Here is a 16,736-nt window from a genome sequence, read left to right as displayed (position 1 = left end):
TTCGCAACTCAATCTTAACACGAAAAGTAATCCTATGGATTTTTTTATTTAGTTCAAGTTCATTTTACAACTAATCATTTGTTTTTATATTAAAGATTAATATAGAAATTAGAGTAAAACTTAGTTAATCAGAATAAAATTAATAGAAGTTTAGATTTTTAGTGTTTTTTTTATAATTTGAAGAATCTATCAATTTGAATATATAGCTTTTTAGTGTATTATATAATTAATGATACAATAGATAAAAGGAGAAGAGAAATGAAGACATTAGTAATTAACTGTGGAAGTTCGTCATTAAAATACCAATTAATTGACATGGAAACAGAAAAGTCATTAGTTCAAGGATTGGTTGAAAGAATTGGTATTGAGGGTTCAATTTTAACACAAAAAGTTGAAGGTAAGGATAAATATATTATTAAAGAAAACATGCCAAATCACAAAGTAGCAATAGAACATGTTTTAAAAGCTTTAATCAATAAAGATCACAATATAATTCAATCAATGGATGAAATAGGGGCTGTAGGACATAGAGTTGTGCATGGTGGTGAAAAGTATTCTCATTCAGTAGTAATTGATGATGAAGTTTTAGAATCTATTAAAGAGTGTAGTTCATTAGCACCTTTACATAATCCACCTAATATAATAGGAATTGAAGTATGTAGAGAACTTATGCCAAATACTCCTATGGTTGCTGTATTTGATACAGCATTTCATCAAACCATGCCTAAAGAATCATATATTTGTCCTTTACCATATGAATTATATGAAAAGTATGGTATTAGAAAATATGGGTTCCATGGAACATCACATATGTATGTTTCACAAAAAGTAGCAGAAGTTATGGAAAAAGATATTAAAGATTTAAAAATAGTTACATGTCATTTAGGAAATGGTTGTTCACTAGCTGCTGTTAAGGGTGGTAAATCAATAGATACTTCAATGGGATTTACACCACTAGCAGGTGTTATGATGGGAACTAGATCAGGAAGTATAGATCCTTCAGTTATTAGTTATTTAATGGAAGTACATGGATATGAGATAAATGATATTAATGAAATATTAAATAAAAAATCAGGGGTATTAGGAATTTCAGGAATATCTTCTGATTTTAGAGATGTATTAGAAGAGGCTGAAAACGGAAATGAAAGAGCTAAGCTTGCTTTAAATATATTCCATTATAAGGTAAGAGCGCAAATTGCTGCTTATGCTGGAATAATGGGAGGCGTTGATGCAATTGTATTTACAGCTGGTATAGGAGAAAATTCATCCGTAACTCGAAAAGAATGTTTAAAAGGACTTGAATTCTTAGGATTTGAAATTGATGATGAAAGAAATTCAGTTAGAGGAAAAATACAAGAAATATCAACTGATAATTCAAAAGTTAAGGTTTATGAAATACCTACTAATGAAGAACTTATGATTGCTAGGGATACAGTAAAATTAATTTCTAATATTTAATTTTAAGGCAGGTTTATGACCTGTCTTATTTTTATTTTAGGAAATCATTATACTTTAATACTTTTTATATGAAAAAACTGTATTGAATTAATATTCTAGCAATATAGAATAAAATAAAAGAAATAAAAGGAATGAGGAGATAATATATATATAATTTATGCTATTCAGTTTGTAATTAATAATTATTATTAATATAATAATAGAATAAGACTATAAAGGAGATGAAAAAATGATATCTGTTTGTCCAATTTGTTCAGGTATTGATATAGATGAATTAGAATTAAAATTTGGAGCCGATAATGTGGAAGTTGGTTGTATAGGTGAATGTGGTGGTATTGATGGATTAGTAATAGGTTACGTTAATGGTAAATATATAGAAACAGAAAGTGAAGAAGAGTTTATAGAGAAAATAGAAAAATAATTTCAAAAGTCTTAGATTTTATCCTCTAAGGCTTTTGATTTTTTTAGAAAATAAATGTATTATAAATTAAAAGGAGTGGTAAAATGAATAATTTAAGCAATAGAGTAAAGGGTATAATATTTATAATTTTTTCAGCTTTTGGGTTTGCTGGAATGTCGGCTTTTGTAAAGTTAGCTGGGGATTTACCATCATTTCAGAAAACTTTCTTTAGAAATTTAGTATCATGTATCATTGCATTAATATTTATTATAAAAAATAAGGAAAGTTTTTTTGGGAAAAAGGAAAGTCAAAAACTTTTGATATTAAGATCAACTTTAGGAACAATTGGAATAGTTTTAAATTATTATTCAATTGATAAATTAATATTATCAGATGCAAATATGCTAAATAAATTAAGTCCTTTTTTTGTTATAATTTTTTCAGCTTTATTTTTGGGAGAAAAAATTAATTTCAAACAAGTTATTTCTATTTGTATTGCATTTATAGGTGTATTATTTATAATTAAACCTACATTTAATGTAGATATGTTTCCATTTATTATAGGAATTTTAGGAGCTATTTTTGCAGCAGGAGCATATACTTGCTTAAGAACATTAGGTTCTAAAGAAAAACATTATACTATAGTATTTTATTTTTCTTTATTTTCTTTAATTGTAATTTTTCCTTTTATGATTGTGGTATATAAAAAAATGGAATTTATACAGTTATTTTATCTATTAATGGCCGGAGTTTTTGCGAGCATAGGTCAATTTGGAATTACAATTGCGTATAAATATGCTCCTGCAAAAGAAATATCAATATTTGATTACTCTAATATAATATTCTCAGCTATAATTAGTTTTATAATTTTTGGACAATTACCTGATAAATTAAGTTTTATTGGATATGGAATTATCTTTATAGCTTCATTATATATGTTTTTATATAATAAAAAGTTAGATAAAGTAGAAAAAAAATAAAGTAGATCCTCCGAAAGGAGGATTTACTTTATTTTAGGATATCTTTTACCATTGGATTAATTTTAGATCTATCAAATTTACCATTTACCATTGGCATTATTTCTTTCATTATTTTTCCCATATCAGCTGGACCATAGTTTCCTTTTGTTATTATTTCCTTTAACATTTCTTGAACTTCTTCATCACTTAATTGTGCTGGAAGATATGGTGTAAGTAATGTTATTGCAAAATTTCCCTCTTCTATTTTAGCTTCATCATTTAATTGAATAGCATATTGAAGAGTTTCTTTTAATTGTTTAAGTTGTTTTTCAACGATTTTAATAACTACGTCATCTGTTGCATCTTTTCTTTCATTTACTTCATATGCTTTAATTTCAGCATTTACTAATCGTAATACACTAACCGTTTGTTTATCTCTAGCTTTCATTGCAGCTATTTCATTTTTTTTCAGTTCTTCTTTTAACATAATTTCACCTCAAAAGATAAATTATAATAAACTAAGTTTATCATAGTATAAATTATAACTTTAATAAAAAATTATTTCAACAATGGAAGTGTTATCATGATAATATAATTTTTTCACCTATACATATTGCTTTAGAATTAGCACTATGCCCTAAATTAGATGTTTTTATAATAGGAAAATCATATTCTTGTAATTTTTCTAAAAATAAATCTATTACGAAAGACTCATTATATGTTTCCTCTAATTCAGTAAATTTTCCTAAAATAAGTCCTTTAATATCAGAAAAAGCTCTCAACTGCTTATATTGAGCAATAAAAGTAGATATTTTATTAACATCCCCGCTTAAAGCTTCTAAAAATAATATTTTATCTTTAAAATCTGGCATATATTCAGTACCAGCAAGTTTTAAAAAGCATCTTATATTTCCGCCTATTAAAACTCCTTCCATAGACTTACCTTTTATAAATTTATAATTAAGTTCTTCTAACATATTAGTATTTTCTAAAAATACATTTCTAAAATAATGAATTTGTTCTAGACTATTTTCTCTTATTAAATTTCTTAATTGATAGTTAAAATTTATTAAATTAGTTTTAGTATATAAAGCATTTAAAATTACGGTTAAGTCACTATATCCTATAAAAGGGGTATTAGATTTTAAAATTACATTATAATCTAAGAAGTCTAAAATTTCATTGCATAAATCTCCACCAGATAAATCAAATATAGCCTTTATATCTTTATTATTATATAAATTCATTAATTCATTAGCTCTAAATTTTCCATTTTCAGTAGAATTATATTTATTCTTAAATAAAGCATTTGAAGTAATCACATTTAGATTTAAAGATTTTAGTATGGTAATTAGTTTATCTATATTTTTTTTCATTGAGATATCTAAAGCATTAGAACAAGATATTAAAGCGATAGTATCATTTTTATTTAAAATACTCATTCTATCCTCCTTTATTTTTGTAATAAGATTATAATAAGTATTTTACAATTAACTTAACTATATTTCAAATTTTTATAATTATATAAAAAGATATAAATATAAAAATTAAATAAGAATAATAAAAATAGAATATGAATAACTTATAATGTATTAGGTTTATTGGAGGATATATGAAATACAGACTTTATGTCAGTGGATATTGTAGTGATAGTAGAGCTTTGCAAAGTAATATGAGTATTGGAGGAGTAATCTTAAGTAGTGATACTGAAAAAGAATTTTCTGAAATAGTAGGAAAGGGAACTTTGTTGGAATCTCATGTATATGCAATTATATATGGAATTGATGAAATTCTAAAGAATAATAAAGTTACAAGTATTGAAGTATATAGTACAAACTTAATGATAATAAATTATATAAACAATATGAATATTGAAATACCTATAAATGCAAAATTAATTATGAAAAAATTAGTTAAATTAATTAAGGACATAGAAGTAGATATTAAGTTTGAGTACTTCGAAGGAACTGAATATAAATATGTAAAAAATTTAGCTATAGATGCTTTAGAAGTTTAATTTAAAATTATATAAATAGGAGTGAATATTATGGTAAAAAAATTACAAGTTTATAAGTGTGAAGTTTGTGGAAATATGGTTGAAATATTAAACGATGCTGGTGGTTCCTTAGTTTGCTGTAATAAATCTATGATATTAATGTCTGAAAATACATTAGACGCTGCAATAGAAAAACATGTACCTGTCGTTATAGAAAAGGAAGGAAAAGTAATAGTTCAGGTTGGTGAAGTAGAACATCCTATGTTAGAAAAGCATTTTATTCAATGGATAGAGGTAATAACTAAAAGTGGACAAGTATTAAGACAATATTTAAATCCAGGAGAAAAACCAGTTGCTATATTTAAATTTAAAGGAGATATAGATAGAGTAAGAGAATATTGTAATATACATGGTTTATGGAGTAATAAATAATTTAAAAGGCTATCTTCTTTAGATAGCCTTTTAAATTATTTATAATTATTATAATATTATAATGAACAAAATAATTTGGAGGTTTACTAATGAAAAAATATTATAGTTTAACGACATTTTTAACATTTGGTGTATTCAGTATTTTAACAACATTTTATTTTCCTTATTTAAATCAAGAAATAGGGCTTAATCTTAATGAAGTAAGCAAGGTAGTTTCTATAGGTGCTTTATTTACTTTAATTTTTCAACCTATATTATCTAATAAGTTTTCAAGATCAGAAAATAAAAATAAATTTATTATTTTTTATCTATTACTAGTATTTATAGCTATTATTGGGCTTATGATTTTAAATAAAGATTTTACAATTTTATATGCACCTATTTATGGTGGAGCATTAGGATCATTAGCGGGTATTTTTGAAGTATATATTGAAGAGTTATGTATAAAAAGCAAATATGAGTTTTCGGATATAAGAAAATGGGGATCCATTGGATATGCAATAATAGTATTTATATCAGGTATAATAATAAATAAATTTGGATATAAGATATTACATATAATTGCTTTAATAATGGTAATGACTATGATATCAATTATTTTATTTAATTTTAAGGAAAATATAGAGATAAAAAAAAGTAAGAATGATTTTAAGTTTATAGATTTATTTAAAAATAAGAATATAATTTTACTTATTATTGTTGTGTTTTTAGGTATGGGAAGTTATATGGGGCTAGATTTCGCATATTCATCATATTTGGTTGATATAGTAGGTGATGTAAATATAGCAAATGAGATATATAGTAGCTCTATAAGTTTTAGAGTACTTATAGAGTTTTTATCTTTTATAATTATATATAGATATTTAACAGACTCTAATAGTAAAAAGTGTTTATTAATAGCCTTAATAATAGCAGCTTTAAAAATATTAATGTTTTCAACTGGAAATGTAATTCTAATTGTAATAGGAGATCAATTACATGGGATTATGTATAGTTTATATTTAAGTTTCTTATTTAAATATCTAAGAGATATTTTAAGTAATGAAATAATTGCAACTTCATTCGCTGTATTATCAGTATTAAGTACAGGAGGATCTAATTTTATCTATCCAACTATATATAGTTTTATTCAAGGTATATTGGGGTATTTTGGTATGTATTTTTCAGGATTTATTCTAATAATGATTTCTGTTATTATTTTCTTTATTTTTTTACCTAATCCTAAAAAGTCATAGGAGTAAGTTTATGAAGAGACAGATAAGCATAGAAAATACTGATATTTATTATGATTTGATTTTGAAAAATAAAAAGAATATTTCTATAAAAATAAATTCAAATGGACATCTTATTATTTATGCACCAATAGGTATAAGTTTAGCTTATATTGAAAAGTTATTAATAAGAAAGAAAAAATGGATAATAAAAAATCTAAATATAGTAAATAATAACCCGTACAATTTAAAAAATAGCATAATTTTTTTAGGAAATAAATATGATATTAAGTTGGAAATTACACAAAAAGAAAGTATCTGTTTAGATAGTGAATTTATTTATATTAAATCAAAGAGTATAGACTATAAATATATACAAAATTTATTAGGTAGTTGGTATAAAGAACAGGCTGAAAAAATCTTATTTGATAGAGTTAATATTTTATCAAATTATTGTAGATTATATCCATCTAATATAATTATAAAGGATCAAAAGACAAGATGGGGAAGCTGTAGCAGTAAAAAAGAAATAAGACTAAATTGGAGACTTATTTTAATGCCTAATAGTATAATTGACTATATTATTATACATGAATTATGTCATTTAAAAATAATGAATCATTCTAGTGATTTTTGGGAATTGGTTAAAATATATGTTCCTAATTATAGAGAATATAAGAAATGGCTAAATGAAAATGGAAGTTTAATTATGTCTGTAAAATAAAAATATAAAATTATATAATAAAAAATATTTATAAATTATACTAGTCAAAAACAACAGATAACTTTATAATATACTTAATTACATTAGATAATATAAGGAGATTAAAATGAGAACAGTTTATAGAAATCCAAAAGAATTAGCAACATGCTTAAAGGACTTAGTAGATAATTATTTGGAGTTTTTAATAAGTTATGATGACCTAGAAGAAAAAGTTAGAAAAATAGTTTCTGCAAATGGTGATAGAGTTTATAAGGATGGAATATTTTCTTCAAAATTATATCCTTATTTAGGTGATGAAAGAGTTGAAATTATTAATAATATTGTAAATAATTAAAAGTAAACCTCCTTAAAGAATATATCTTAAAGGAGGTTTTTAATATTTATAAAGGGGTGATTTAATGATAGAAGATGTACTAAAAGTATTTGAAAATTATACTCCCTATATTAATGGGTGGGAAAATATGAAGAGAGCTTCAGTAGCTATACTGATGGTGGATATGGAAAATAAAACTAATATAATATTTCAAGTTAGATCATTACATATGAGAAATCAGCCAGGTGATATATCATTACCAGGTGGTAAAATTGAAGAATATGAAAGTCCAATAGAAGCAGTTGAGAGAGAAGTGTGTGAAGAATTAGGCTTAATTAGAGATGATTTCGAAATAGTGGAAGCATTGGATTTACTTGTAACACATTATGGATTAATTATTCATCCTTTTTTAGGATATATAAAAAATATTAATAATATAAAAATTAATGAAGATGAAGTTGACCATATATTCACTGTTCCAATTGAAGAGTTAATTGATAAAAAACCTTTAGAAATAATAAGTGAAATAAATGTAAATAGAAATGAAAATTTTCCTTACAATTTAATTAATGGTGGAGAAAATTATAAATTTAAGACAGGATTATATAAATCTTTATTCTTTAAATACAAAGAATATACGATTTGGGGAATGACAGCACTTATAATTGAGAACTTTTTAAGTTTATTAAATAATAATAAATAAAGTACTTAATATAAAAACAAAAATTTAGAGTTATTATAAATGCTCTAAATTTTTGTTTTTTACTTAAAACCTATTATATTGTATTTAAAATGAAGTAAAGAATAAAAATAAAAGATATTATATACATAGTCATTGAGATTTCTTTACTTTTTCTAGTTCCTAGTTTCATTATTGTATATGAAATAAATCCAAAAGCTATTCCATCTATTATACTAAATGTTAATGGTATTAACACTATTATTAAAAAGCAAGGAATTGATTCTGAAATATCATTAAAATTAATATGAATAACTCCTTTAATCATTAAACTTCCAATAATAATTAATATTGGAGCAATTACTTCATTAGGAATTATACTTATAAAAGGAATAAATAATAGTGATATTAATAATAATATTCCTGCTATAAATGATGTTAATCCTGTTTTACCACCTATAGCTATACCAGCAGTTCCTTCTACAGTAGAAACTGAAGGACTAGTTCCAAGAAGTCCACAACTTATTGTAGATAATGCTATAGCAATTAATGATTTGCTTTGTTTCTTAGGACTTTTTAATAATCCAGTAACTTGGCCATGTAGCAATCCTATATTTTCAAAAACTAAGACTAAAGTTAAAGAAAATGTTGATATCCAAAATCTTATATTTAAAAATTCACTTAAATCAATATTAAAAAATATTTTCTCATACTCTTTAAAATTAGGCAGTGTAAAATTTAAGCTAGATATATCAACAAATTTAAATAAAATTGCTAAAATAGTGCCAAGTACTATACTAATTAAAAAACTACCAGGTATATTTTTAGCGAAAAGTATAATAGTTAGTATAAAAATAAATATAAAAAATAATATTCTTGGATTTGATATATCTCCTATTTTTACCAGGTTTGTAGGATCTGATATGATAAGGCCACCTTTTTGTAAACCTAAAAAAGTTATAAAAAATCCTATACCGATTGTAATTGATTCTTTCAAAGCATTTGGTATAGATTTATCTAACAATCTAGATAAAGGTGTAATAGCTATTATTAAAAATAATAATCCAGCTATAAATACACTACCTAATGCTTGATTAAAGCTTAATCCCATATTTAAAATAATAGTATATGTGAATAAAGCATTAATTCCCATACCGGGCATTATTATAAGAGGAGTATTACTTATAAATGCAACTAATAAACATCCTATAAAGGAAGCGAGAACTGTTGCTATTATAAGTGGTTCTTGAGATATACCTCCATCACTTAATATACTTGCATTAACCACAATAATATATACTGCAGCAAAAAAAGAAGTTACCCCAGCTATTAGCTCGGTTTTTAAATTTGTCTTATGTTCTTTTAGTTTGAATATTTTTTCCATCCTTTCTTTAAAACCTCTTTTCTTTTTCCCTCTCCCACCCACATCATATGATGCCTAAATATTATATCATTTAAATTCATTTTTTAAATAGTAAATTAAAAAAAAAAGAGCAATTAGCTCTTTTTTATTCTAACTTTAATATTATTTTATGCATATTTTTTATTATAAAGCTAAGATTTAATAAATCCTCTTCATCTAAATAAGAAAGTTTAGCCATTAAGTTGTTTTTTATTTCTATTTTCTTTTCCTTTAAAAAAGAATGTGCTTTTTCAGTTAATTCGACATTTATTTTTCTTCTATCATTCGGATCTTGATATCTATGCACGTATCCATCATTAATTAATTTATCTATAATAGGTGTCATATTAGGTTTTGATATATCTAAACATTTAGCCATTTGTGATACTGACATTGATTTTTTGTGTGAAAGATAAAAAATTACTTTTATATGTGATGGAGGCAAAATACTTCCTTTAATCATTTCACTTGGATTTAAAAGCTTGTTATGTATTTGGACTAATAATTCTAATAATTCACTAGTTAAAGTATTCATATCATTATTATTCATAAGTGTTCCTCCTAATTATTTATCAATTTTATTATAATCTATATTTTTTAGTTATACAAGTATAATTATTATTGACATATAATAGTTATGAAAATATAATTAATATATATTTATAATAAAAATACAATGCTTATTTTGAAAGGAGACAAAATAAAATGATGAAGCTATCAAAGTACTTAAAACCATTTATAGGTTCTATCATTGCTGTAATAATTTTATTATTTGTGCAAGCTGTTAGTGAACTATCATTACCAGATTATATGTCTAATATAGTAAATGTGGGAATACAACAGGGTGGAATTAAAAACTCAGCTCCAGAAGCTATAAGAAAAAGTCAATTTGATAAATTGCTATTATTTATAGAGGAGAATGATACGAAATTAATAGAGGATAATTATAAACTGATTAATAGAAATATTTTATCCGAGAATGAGTATAATAATTACTTGAAAAAGTATCCTATTATAGAAAAGGAGGATATATATGTCCTAAATACTAAGGATAGCTCAACCGTAGAAACAATAAGTTCTATTTTGGCTAAACCAGAGCTTATAGTTTCTGGGCTTAATTCAGGTAATTTAGGTGGAAAAGAGTTTCAAGGCCAATTGAATTTACCAGAGAATACTGATATATTTGTAGTATTTAAAAGCTTACCTAAAGAACAATTTAAAGAAATTTTAAATGATATTAATAAAAAATTTGATGAAATGCCAAATAGTATAATTGAGCAATCATCAGTTTCTTTTATAAAAGATGAGTATAAAGCTATTGGAATAAATACGGATAAATTACAAACAAACTATATAGCTTTAGCTGGATTAAAAATGCTTGGAATAGCATTAATAAGCATGGCTGCTACAGTTATTGTTGGATTACTTTCAGCAAAAATTGCAGCTGGACTAGGTAAAACTTTAAGAGGTGATGTATTTAAGAAAGTTACTAAATTCTCAAATGCTGAATTTGATAAATTCTCTACTGCATCTTTAATAACAAGAAGTACAAACGATATACAACAAATACAAACATTAATGGTTATGCTATTTAGAATAGTATTTTATGCACCTATTTTAGGAATAGGTGGAGTAATAAAAGTTTTAAAAACTGATACGAATATGACTTGGATAATCGCCATTGGTGTTATATTAATAATACTTTTAGTAAGTGTGCTATTTACTTTTGCAATGCCGAAGTTTAAAGCGGTTCAGAAGCTTATAGATAAACTTAATTTAGTTACTAGAGAAAGATTAACAGGAATGTTAGTTATAAGAGCTTTTAGTACAGAAAAACACGAAGAAGAAAAATTTAATAAAGCTAATATAGATTTAACAAAGACAAATTTATTTGTAAATAGACTAATGTCTTCAATGATGCCTATTATGATGCTTATTATGAACGGTTTAACATTATTAATAGTTTGGGTTGGAGCACATCAAGTTGATTTAGGGACAATGCAAGTAGGAGACATGATGGCATTTATGCAATACGCAATGCAAATAATAATGTCATTCTTAATGATTTCAATGATTTCAATAATGCTTCCTCGTGCATCAGTATCTGCTCAACGTATAAGTGAAGTTCTTTATACTGATATATCTATAAAAGATAATAAAGAAACTAGAAAATTCAATAATTCTAAAAAGGGATTAGTTGAATATAAAAATGTAAGCTTTAAATATCCAGGAGCTGAAGACTATGTAATTAAAGATATTAGTTTTACTGCAAAGCCTGGTGAAACAACAGCGATTATAGGGAGTACAGGTAGTGGTAAATCTACTTTAATAAATTTAATGCCAAGATTTTATGATGTATCTAATGGTAGTATACTTGTTGATGGAATAGATATAAGAGAAGTTAACCAAAAAGAATTAAGAAGTAAAATAGGATATATTCCTCAAAAGGGAGTTTTATTCTCAGGGACTATTGAAAGCAACTTAAAATATGGATCTCCAAATGCTGAGCTTGATGATTTAAAGTTAGCTTCAGAAATTGCACAAGCAACAGAATTTATTGAATCAAAACCTGATAAATATAATACAGAAATTTCACAAGGTGGTTCTAATGTTTCTGGAGGTCAAAAACAAAGATTATCTATTGCAAGAGCTTTAGTTAAAAAACCAGAAATATATATATTTGATGATAGTTTCTCAGCTTTAGACTTTAAAACAGATTCTAACTTAAGAAAAGCAATTAAAGAAAATATAAAAGATGCAACAATGATAATTGTAGCTCAAAGAATTAGTACAATTAAAGATGCTAATCAAATTTTAGTTTTAGATGAAGGAAGGATTGTAGGAATTGGAACTCATAAAGAACTTTTAGAAAACTGTGAAGTTTATAAACAAATAGCTTCATCACAACTTTCAAAGGAGGAACTAATGTCATGAGTAATAATGTAAAAGGTAAAAGACCTGGTGGCTTTGGTGGTCCAATGGGAGGAATGCATCTTGCCGGTGGAAAAGCTAAAGACTTTAAGGGGACATTAAGAAAGTTAATAAATTATTTAAAACCATATAGGCTATCTATAATTATTGTATTAATTTTTGCAATTGGTAGTGCTGCTTTTTCGATAATTGGACCAAAGATTTTAGGAAAAGCAACTACTAAATTATTTGAAGGTCTAATAAGTAAAATATCTGGAACAACTGATGCTGGAATAGATTTTACTTATATAGGTAAAATTATATCTTTATTATTAGTATTATATGTAATTAGTGCAGTATTTTCATTTATTCAAGTATTCATTATGTCAGGTATTGCACAAAAAGTTTCATATAAATTAAGAAAAGAAATATCTTTGAAAATTAATAAAATGCCACTAAAATACTTTGATAAAATGACTCATGGAGAAGTTTTATCTAGAGTAACTAATGATGTAGATACTGTAAGCAATACATTAAATCAAAGTTTATCTCAAGTATTTACATCTATTACAACATTAATTGGTGTACTTATAATGATGCTGTCTATAAGTGTTACAATGACATTAGCAGCTATAATAGTAGTTCCTTTATCAGGACTTCTTATATCACTTGTAGTAAAAAAATCACAAAAGTACTTTAAAGAACAACAAACATTTTTAGGTCATGTTAATGGACATGTAGAAGAAATATATAGTGGACATAATATAATGAAGGCATTTAACGGAGAAAATAAAGCGGTTGAAGAATTTGAAGAAATAAATAATACTTTATATAATTCAGCTTGGAAATCTCAATTCTTATCCGGAATGATGATGCCTATAATGACTTTTATAGGTAATATAGGTTATGTTATTGTTACAATATTAGGTGGATATTTAACTGTTAAAAATCGTATTGAAGTTGGTGATATTCAATCATTTATTCAATATATAAGATCATTTAATCAACCTATAGCACAAGCGGCTCAAATAGCTAATGTACTTCAATCAACAGCAGCTGCTGCTGAAAGAGTATTTGAATTCTTAGAAGAAGAGGAAGAACTAGATGATGCTGTAACTCCAATAAATATTGATAAAATAAAAGGGGAAGTTACATTTAAAAATGTTCACTTTGGCTATAATGAAGATAAAATTATAATTAATAATTTTTCAAGTAAAATAAAACCTGGTCAAAGAATAGCTATAGTAGGACCTACTGGTGCTGGTAAGACAACAATTGTAAAACTTTTAATGAGGTTTTATGAGTTAAATGGTGGAGAAATATTGCTAGATAACTATAATATAAATGACTTTACAAGAAGAGATCTTAGAAAGATATTTGGGATGGTTCTTCAAGATACATGGTTATTTAATGGATCTATTATGGAAAATATAAGATATGGTAAACTTAATGCAAGTGATGAAGAAGTTATTGAAGCTGCAAAAGCCGCACATGTTCATCATTTTGTAAAAACTCTTCCTGATGGATATAATATGGAGTTAAATGAAGATGCAGGCAATGTCTCTCAAGGACAAAAGCAATTACTAACAATTGCTCGTGCTATATTAGCTGATCCAAAGATATTAATATTAGATGAAGCTACAAGTTCTGTTGATACAAGAACGGAAGTATTGATACAAAAAGCTATGGATAATTTAATGAAGGGAAGAACTAGTTTTATAATAGCTCATAGATTATCTACAATAAGAGATGCTGATTTAATTCTTGTTATGAAGGACGGAGATATAGTTGAACAAGGTACTCATATTGAATTATTAAGTAAAAATGGTTTCTATGCAAACTTATATAATAGTCAGTTTGAAAATAACACACAAGTATCTTAATAAAAAATAGATGGTTAGAATTTTTCTAGCCATCTATTTTTATGTATATAATTTAATAAATGCTTTGGGTTTAATTTGGTAAAACATCAAGTAAAAATAATAGTAAAATAATTAGTAAAATTCAAGTAAAAATAATTGAATTTTTTTTCTATATATGATATTATAATAATGAAAATAATTACAGAAAATTTATTGGGAGTGATAATATGAGAGATAAAATAAATTCTATTTTTAAAAAAGCTTTTGGTAATAATAATGAAACAAGAACATTCTTTTCACCAGGAAGAGTTAATTTAATTGGAGAGCACACGGATTATAATGGAGGAAATGTTTTTCCGTGTGCATTAAGTTTTGGAACTTATGGTGTAATAAGATTAAGAGAAGATAATAAAGTTAGAATGTACTCAGGAAATTTTGAAGAAATAGGAATTATAGAATTTTCTTTAGAAGATATTAAGTATAAGGCTGAAGATAATTGGGTAAATTACCCTAAGGGTGTAATTGATGTAATGAAAAAACATGGATATAATATAAATAGAGGTTTTGAAATAGCTGTTTATGGAAATATACCAAATGGTGCAGGACTATCCTCTTCAGCATCATTAGAATTATTAATTGCAGTTATGATGGATAGCTTATTTAAATTTAATATAGATAGAGTGGAGTTAGTTAAAATTTCTCAAGAGGCAGAAAATAAGTTTGTTGGTGTAAACTGTGGTATTATGGACCAATTTGCAATTGGTATGGGAAAAGAAAATAATGCTATTTTATTAGATTGTAATACATTAAAATATACTTACTGTCCAATAGAATTAAAAGATGAGGTTTTAATAATAGCTAATACAAATAAAAGAAGAGGATTAGCTGATTCTAAATATAATGAACGTAGAAGTGAATGTGAAAAAGCTTTAGAAGAACTAAAATGTAAACTAGATATTACAGCTTTAGGAGAACTTTCAATAAATGATTTTGAAGAAAATAAATATTTAATAAAAGATGATATAAGAATTAAAAGAGCAAAACATGCTGTATATGAAAATCAAAGAACTTTAATGGCTAAGGAAGCTTTAGGTAATAATGATTTAGTTAAATTTGGTAAGCTTATGAATGAATCACATATATCTTTGCGAGATGATTATGAAGTAACAGGTATAGAGTTGGATACTTTAGTAGAATTAGCTTGGAAACATGAAGGTGTTTTAGGTGCTAGAATGACTGGTGCAGGATTTGGTGGATGTACTGTAGCTTTAGTAAAAAAAGATAATGCTGATGATTTTATAAAAAATGTTGGACAAGGTTATAAAGAAAAAATAGGATATGAAGCTAGTTTCTATATTGCTAATATTGGCAATGGAACTAGAGAAATTTAGGAGGTATTAATATGATTTTAGTTTGTGGTGGAGCAGGATATATTGGAAGTCATGCTGTATATCAATTAATAGAAAGAGGAGAAAATGTTGTTGTTGTAGATAACTTAGAAACAGGACATATAGAAGCAGTTAATCCTAAAGCTAAGTTCTATAATGTAGATATAAGAAATGAAGAAGAATTAGATAAAGTTTTCAAAGAAAATAATATTACAGAAGTAATACATTTTGCAGCTAATTCTTTAGTTGGAGAAAGTATGACTAATCCCTTAAAATATTATAATAATAATGTTCATGGAACTGAAGTATTATTAAAAGTTATGGTAGCAAATGATGTGAAAAAAATAGTATTTTCTTCAACAGCTGCAACGTATGGAGAAGCTACTAAGATGCCAATAGTTGAAACAGATAAAACTGAACCAACTAATGCTTATGGGGAAACTAAACTTGCTATGGAAAAAATGATGAAATGGGCTGATATTGCTCATGGAGTAAAATATGTTTCACTTAGATATTTTAATGTTGCTGGTGCTCATGTTACAGGAAGCATAGGTGAAGACCATAGTCCAGAAACTCATTTAATACCATTAATTCTACAAGTTCCTCTAGGAAAGAGAGATTTTATATCGATTTTTGGTGATGATTATGATACAGAAGATGGAACTTGTATTAGAGATTATATTCATGTAATAGACTTAGCTAATGCTCACATTTTAGCAATTGATTATTTAAGAAAAGGTAATAATAGTGATATATTTAATTTAGGAAATGGTAATGGATTTTCTGTAAAAGAAATGATTGACGCAGCTAGAAAAGTAACAGGTCATGAAATACCAGCAAAGATTTGTGAAAGAAGAGCTGGGGATCCTGCTAGATTAATTGCATCTGCTGAAAAAGCTAGAAAAACTTTAAATTGGGAAGCTAAATATGATAATGTAGAAGATATTATAGCCTCAGCATGGAATTGGCATAAAAATAATCCAAATGGTTTTAATAAGTAAG

The 16,736-nt window shown here is 25.5% G+C and carries 17 protein-coding genes; 13 read left to right on the top strand and 4 right to left on the bottom strand.

The features are described from left to right. Positions 1–258 precede the first annotated feature (258 nt). The 3 genes from H9660_RS09440 to H9660_RS09430 all read left to right on the top strand — a co-directional run bounded on the left by H9660_RS09440 (position 259) and on the right by H9660_RS09430 (position 2,838). Positions 259–1,458, top strand: a complete 1,200-nt coding sequence (locus H9660_RS09440) for an acetate/propionate family kinase (RefSeq protein WP_191750130.1) — start codon at positions 259–261, stop codon at positions 1,456–1,458. Positions 1,459–1,687: 229 nt separating this feature from the next. Next, positions 1,688–1,879 carry a DUF1450 domain-containing protein gene (locus H9660_RS09435; RefSeq protein ID WP_191750129.1) on the top strand — a complete coding sequence of 64 codons (192 nt, stop codon included), beginning with the start codon at positions 1,688–1,690 and terminating at the stop codon, positions 1,877–1,879. An 83-nt stretch (positions 1,880–1,962) separates the two neighbouring features. Beyond that, a complete protein-coding gene (locus tag H9660_RS09430; protein ID WP_191750128.1) occupies positions 1,963–2,838 on the top strand; it encodes a DMT family transporter in 876 nt (291 codons plus the stop codon). A gap of 28 nt (positions 2,839–2,866) precedes the next feature. On the opposite strand, the gene H9660_RS09425 is transcribed toward H9660_RS09430, so the two are convergent. Both H9660_RS09425 and H9660_RS09420 read right to left on the bottom strand, forming a co-directional pair. After that, the gene (locus tag H9660_RS09425) at positions 2,867–3,304 is read right to left on the bottom strand and encodes a GatB/YqeY domain-containing protein (protein WP_191750127.1); all 438 of its coding nucleotides are present in this window, start codon (positions 3,302–3,304) and stop codon (positions 2,867–2,869) included. A gap of 94 nt (positions 3,305–3,398) precedes the next feature. Beyond that, the gene (locus tag H9660_RS09420) at positions 3,399–4,259 is read right to left on the bottom strand and encodes a S66 family peptidase (protein ID WP_191750126.1); all 861 of its coding nucleotides are present in this window, start codon (positions 4,257–4,259) and stop codon (positions 3,399–3,401) included. A 170-nt stretch (positions 4,260–4,429) separates the two neighbouring features. Here H9660_RS09420 and H9660_RS09415 point away from each other — a divergent pair, with 170 nt between their 5' ends. The 6 genes from H9660_RS09415 (at position 4,430) to H9660_RS09390 (ending at position 8,196) form a co-directional block, all read left to right on the top strand. Further along, positions 4,430–4,834 (top strand): ribonuclease H family protein, encoded by a 405-nt coding sequence (locus H9660_RS09415; protein WP_191750125.1) that lies wholly within the window; start codon positions 4,430–4,432, stop codon positions 4,832–4,834. Positions 4,835–4,864: 30 nt separating this feature from the next. Next, the gene (locus H9660_RS09410) at positions 4,865–5,245 is read left to right on the top strand and encodes a desulfoferrodoxin (RefSeq protein ID WP_191750124.1); all 381 of its coding nucleotides are present in this window, start codon (positions 4,865–4,867) and stop codon (positions 5,243–5,245) included. 89 nt (positions 5,246–5,334) lie between these two features. Beyond that, complete coding sequence (locus tag H9660_RS09405; RefSeq protein WP_191750123.1) at positions 5,335–6,480, top strand: MFS transporter; 1,146 nt, start codon at positions 5,335–5,337, stop codon at positions 6,478–6,480. 10 nt (positions 6,481–6,490) lie between these two features. After that, complete coding sequence (locus H9660_RS09400; protein ID WP_191750122.1) at positions 6,491–7,180, top strand: M48 family metallopeptidase; 690 nt, start codon at positions 6,491–6,493, stop codon at positions 7,178–7,180. A 106-nt stretch (positions 7,181–7,286) separates the two neighbouring features. Continuing rightward, positions 7,287–7,514, top strand: a complete 228-nt coding sequence (locus tag H9660_RS09395; protein ID WP_191750121.1) for a TIGR04540 family protein — start codon at positions 7,287–7,289, stop codon at positions 7,512–7,514. A 64-nt stretch (positions 7,515–7,578) separates the two neighbouring features. After that, on the top strand, positions 7,579–8,196 hold the full coding sequence (locus tag H9660_RS09390; protein ID WP_191750120.1) for an NUDIX hydrolase: 618 nt from the start codon (positions 7,579–7,581) through the stop codon (positions 8,194–8,196). Between the two features lie 73 nt (positions 8,197–8,269). Here H9660_RS09390 and H9660_RS09385 read toward each other — a convergent pair whose 3' ends face one another. Together H9660_RS09385 and H9660_RS09380 are read right to left on the bottom strand one after the other, a co-directional pair. Continuing rightward, complete coding sequence (locus tag H9660_RS09385) at positions 8,270–9,556, bottom strand: NCS2 family permease (protein WP_191750119.1); 1,287 nt, start codon at positions 9,554–9,556, stop codon at positions 8,270–8,272. Positions 9,557–9,680: 124 nt separating this feature from the next. Beyond that, complete coding sequence (locus tag H9660_RS09380; RefSeq protein WP_191750118.1) at positions 9,681–10,124, bottom strand: MarR family transcriptional regulator; 444 nt, start codon at positions 10,122–10,124, stop codon at positions 9,681–9,683. A 155-nt stretch (positions 10,125–10,279) separates the two neighbouring features. Here H9660_RS09380 and H9660_RS09375 point away from each other — a divergent pair, with 155 nt between their 5' ends. The 4 genes from H9660_RS09375 (at position 10,280) to galE (ending at position 16,735) form a co-directional block, all read left to right on the top strand. Beyond that, positions 10,280–12,508, top strand: a complete 2,229-nt coding sequence (locus H9660_RS09375) for an ABC transporter ATP-binding protein (RefSeq protein WP_191750117.1) — start codon at positions 10,280–10,282, stop codon at positions 12,506–12,508. Continuing rightward, positions 12,505–14,367, top strand: coding sequence for an ABC transporter ATP-binding protein (locus H9660_RS09370; protein WP_191750116.1), 1,863 nt, complete (start codon positions 12,505–12,507; stop codon positions 14,365–14,367). Before H9660_RS09375 ends, H9660_RS09370 begins: the two co-directional genes overlap by 4 nt. A gap of 206 nt (positions 14,368–14,573) precedes the next feature. Then, on the top strand, positions 14,574–15,737 hold the full coding sequence (locus tag H9660_RS09365) for a galactokinase (RefSeq protein ID WP_191750115.1): 1,164 nt from the start codon (positions 14,574–14,576) through the stop codon (positions 15,735–15,737). Between the two features lie 11 nt (positions 15,738–15,748). Next, positions 15,749–16,735 (top strand): UDP-glucose 4-epimerase GalE, encoded by a 987-nt coding sequence (gene galE, locus H9660_RS09360; RefSeq protein ID WP_191750114.1) that lies wholly within the window; start codon positions 15,749–15,751, stop codon positions 16,733–16,735. Position 16,736: the final 1 nt, after the last annotated feature.

Origin of the sequence: Clostridium gallinarum, from assembly GCF_014836325.1 — a bacterium.
In the GTDB taxonomy this organism is placed as follows: Bacteria; Bacillota; Clostridia; order Clostridiales; family Clostridiaceae; genus Clostridium; species Clostridium gallinarum.
Note: the sequence above shows the minus strand (reverse complement) of the source record. Positions and strands in the feature narration are given on the sequence as shown.

What these genes read in the sequence shown, in the direction of transcription:
- H9660_RS09410 (WP_191750124.1), top strand. Translation starts at nt 4,865, where the DNA reads ATGGTAAAAAAATTACAAGTTTATAAGTGTGAAGTTTGTGGAAATATG.
- H9660_RS09405 (WP_191750123.1), top strand. Translation starts at nt 5,335, where the DNA reads ATGAAAAAATATTATAGTTTAACGACATTTTTAACATTTGGTGTATTC.
- H9660_RS09395 (WP_191750121.1), top strand. Translation starts at nt 7,287, where the DNA reads ATGAGAACAGTTTATAGAAATCCAAAAGAATTAGCAACATGCTTAAAG.
- H9660_RS09440 (WP_191750130.1), top strand. Translation starts at nt 259, where the DNA reads ATGAAGACATTAGTAATTAACTGTGGAAGTTCGTCATTAAAATACCAA.
- H9660_RS09370 (WP_191750116.1), top strand. Translation starts at nt 12,505, where the DNA reads ATGAGTAATAATGTAAAAGGTAAAAGACCTGGTGGCTTTGGTGGTCCA.
- H9660_RS09430 (WP_191750128.1), top strand. Translation starts at nt 1,963, where the DNA reads ATGAATAATTTAAGCAATAGAGTAAAGGGTATAATATTTATAATTTTT.
- H9660_RS09375 (WP_191750117.1), top strand. Translation starts at nt 10,280, where the DNA reads ATGATGAAGCTATCAAAGTACTTAAAACCATTTATAGGTTCTATCATT.
- H9660_RS09435 (WP_191750129.1), top strand. Translation starts at nt 1,688, where the DNA reads ATGATATCTGTTTGTCCAATTTGTTCAGGTATTGATATAGATGAATTA.
- galE (WP_191750114.1), top strand. Translation starts at nt 15,749, where the DNA reads ATGATTTTAGTTTGTGGTGGAGCAGGATATATTGGAAGTCATGCTGTA.
- H9660_RS09420 (WP_191750126.1), bottom strand. Translation starts at nt 4,259, where the DNA reads ATGAGTATTTTAAATAAAAATGATACTATCGCTTTAATATCTTGTTCT.
- H9660_RS09425 (WP_191750127.1), bottom strand. Translation starts at nt 3,304, where the DNA reads ATGTTAAAAGAAGAACTGAAAAAAAATGAAATAGCTGCAATGAAAGCT.
- H9660_RS09415 (WP_191750125.1), top strand. Translation starts at nt 4,430, where the DNA reads ATGAAATACAGACTTTATGTCAGTGGATATTGTAGTGATAGTAGAGCT.
- H9660_RS09385 (WP_191750119.1), bottom strand. Translation starts at nt 9,556, where the DNA reads ATGGAAAAAATATTCAAACTAAAAGAACATAAGACAAATTTAAAAACC.
- H9660_RS09400 (WP_191750122.1), top strand. Translation starts at nt 6,491, where the DNA reads ATGAAGAGACAGATAAGCATAGAAAATACTGATATTTATTATGATTTG.
- H9660_RS09365 (WP_191750115.1), top strand. Translation starts at nt 14,574, where the DNA reads ATGAGAGATAAAATAAATTCTATTTTTAAAAAAGCTTTTGGTAATAAT.
- H9660_RS09390 (WP_191750120.1), top strand. Translation starts at nt 7,579, where the DNA reads ATGATAGAAGATGTACTAAAAGTATTTGAAAATTATACTCCCTATATT.
- H9660_RS09380 (WP_191750118.1), bottom strand. Translation starts at nt 10,124, where the DNA reads ATGAATAATAATGATATGAATACTTTAACTAGTGAATTATTAGAATTA.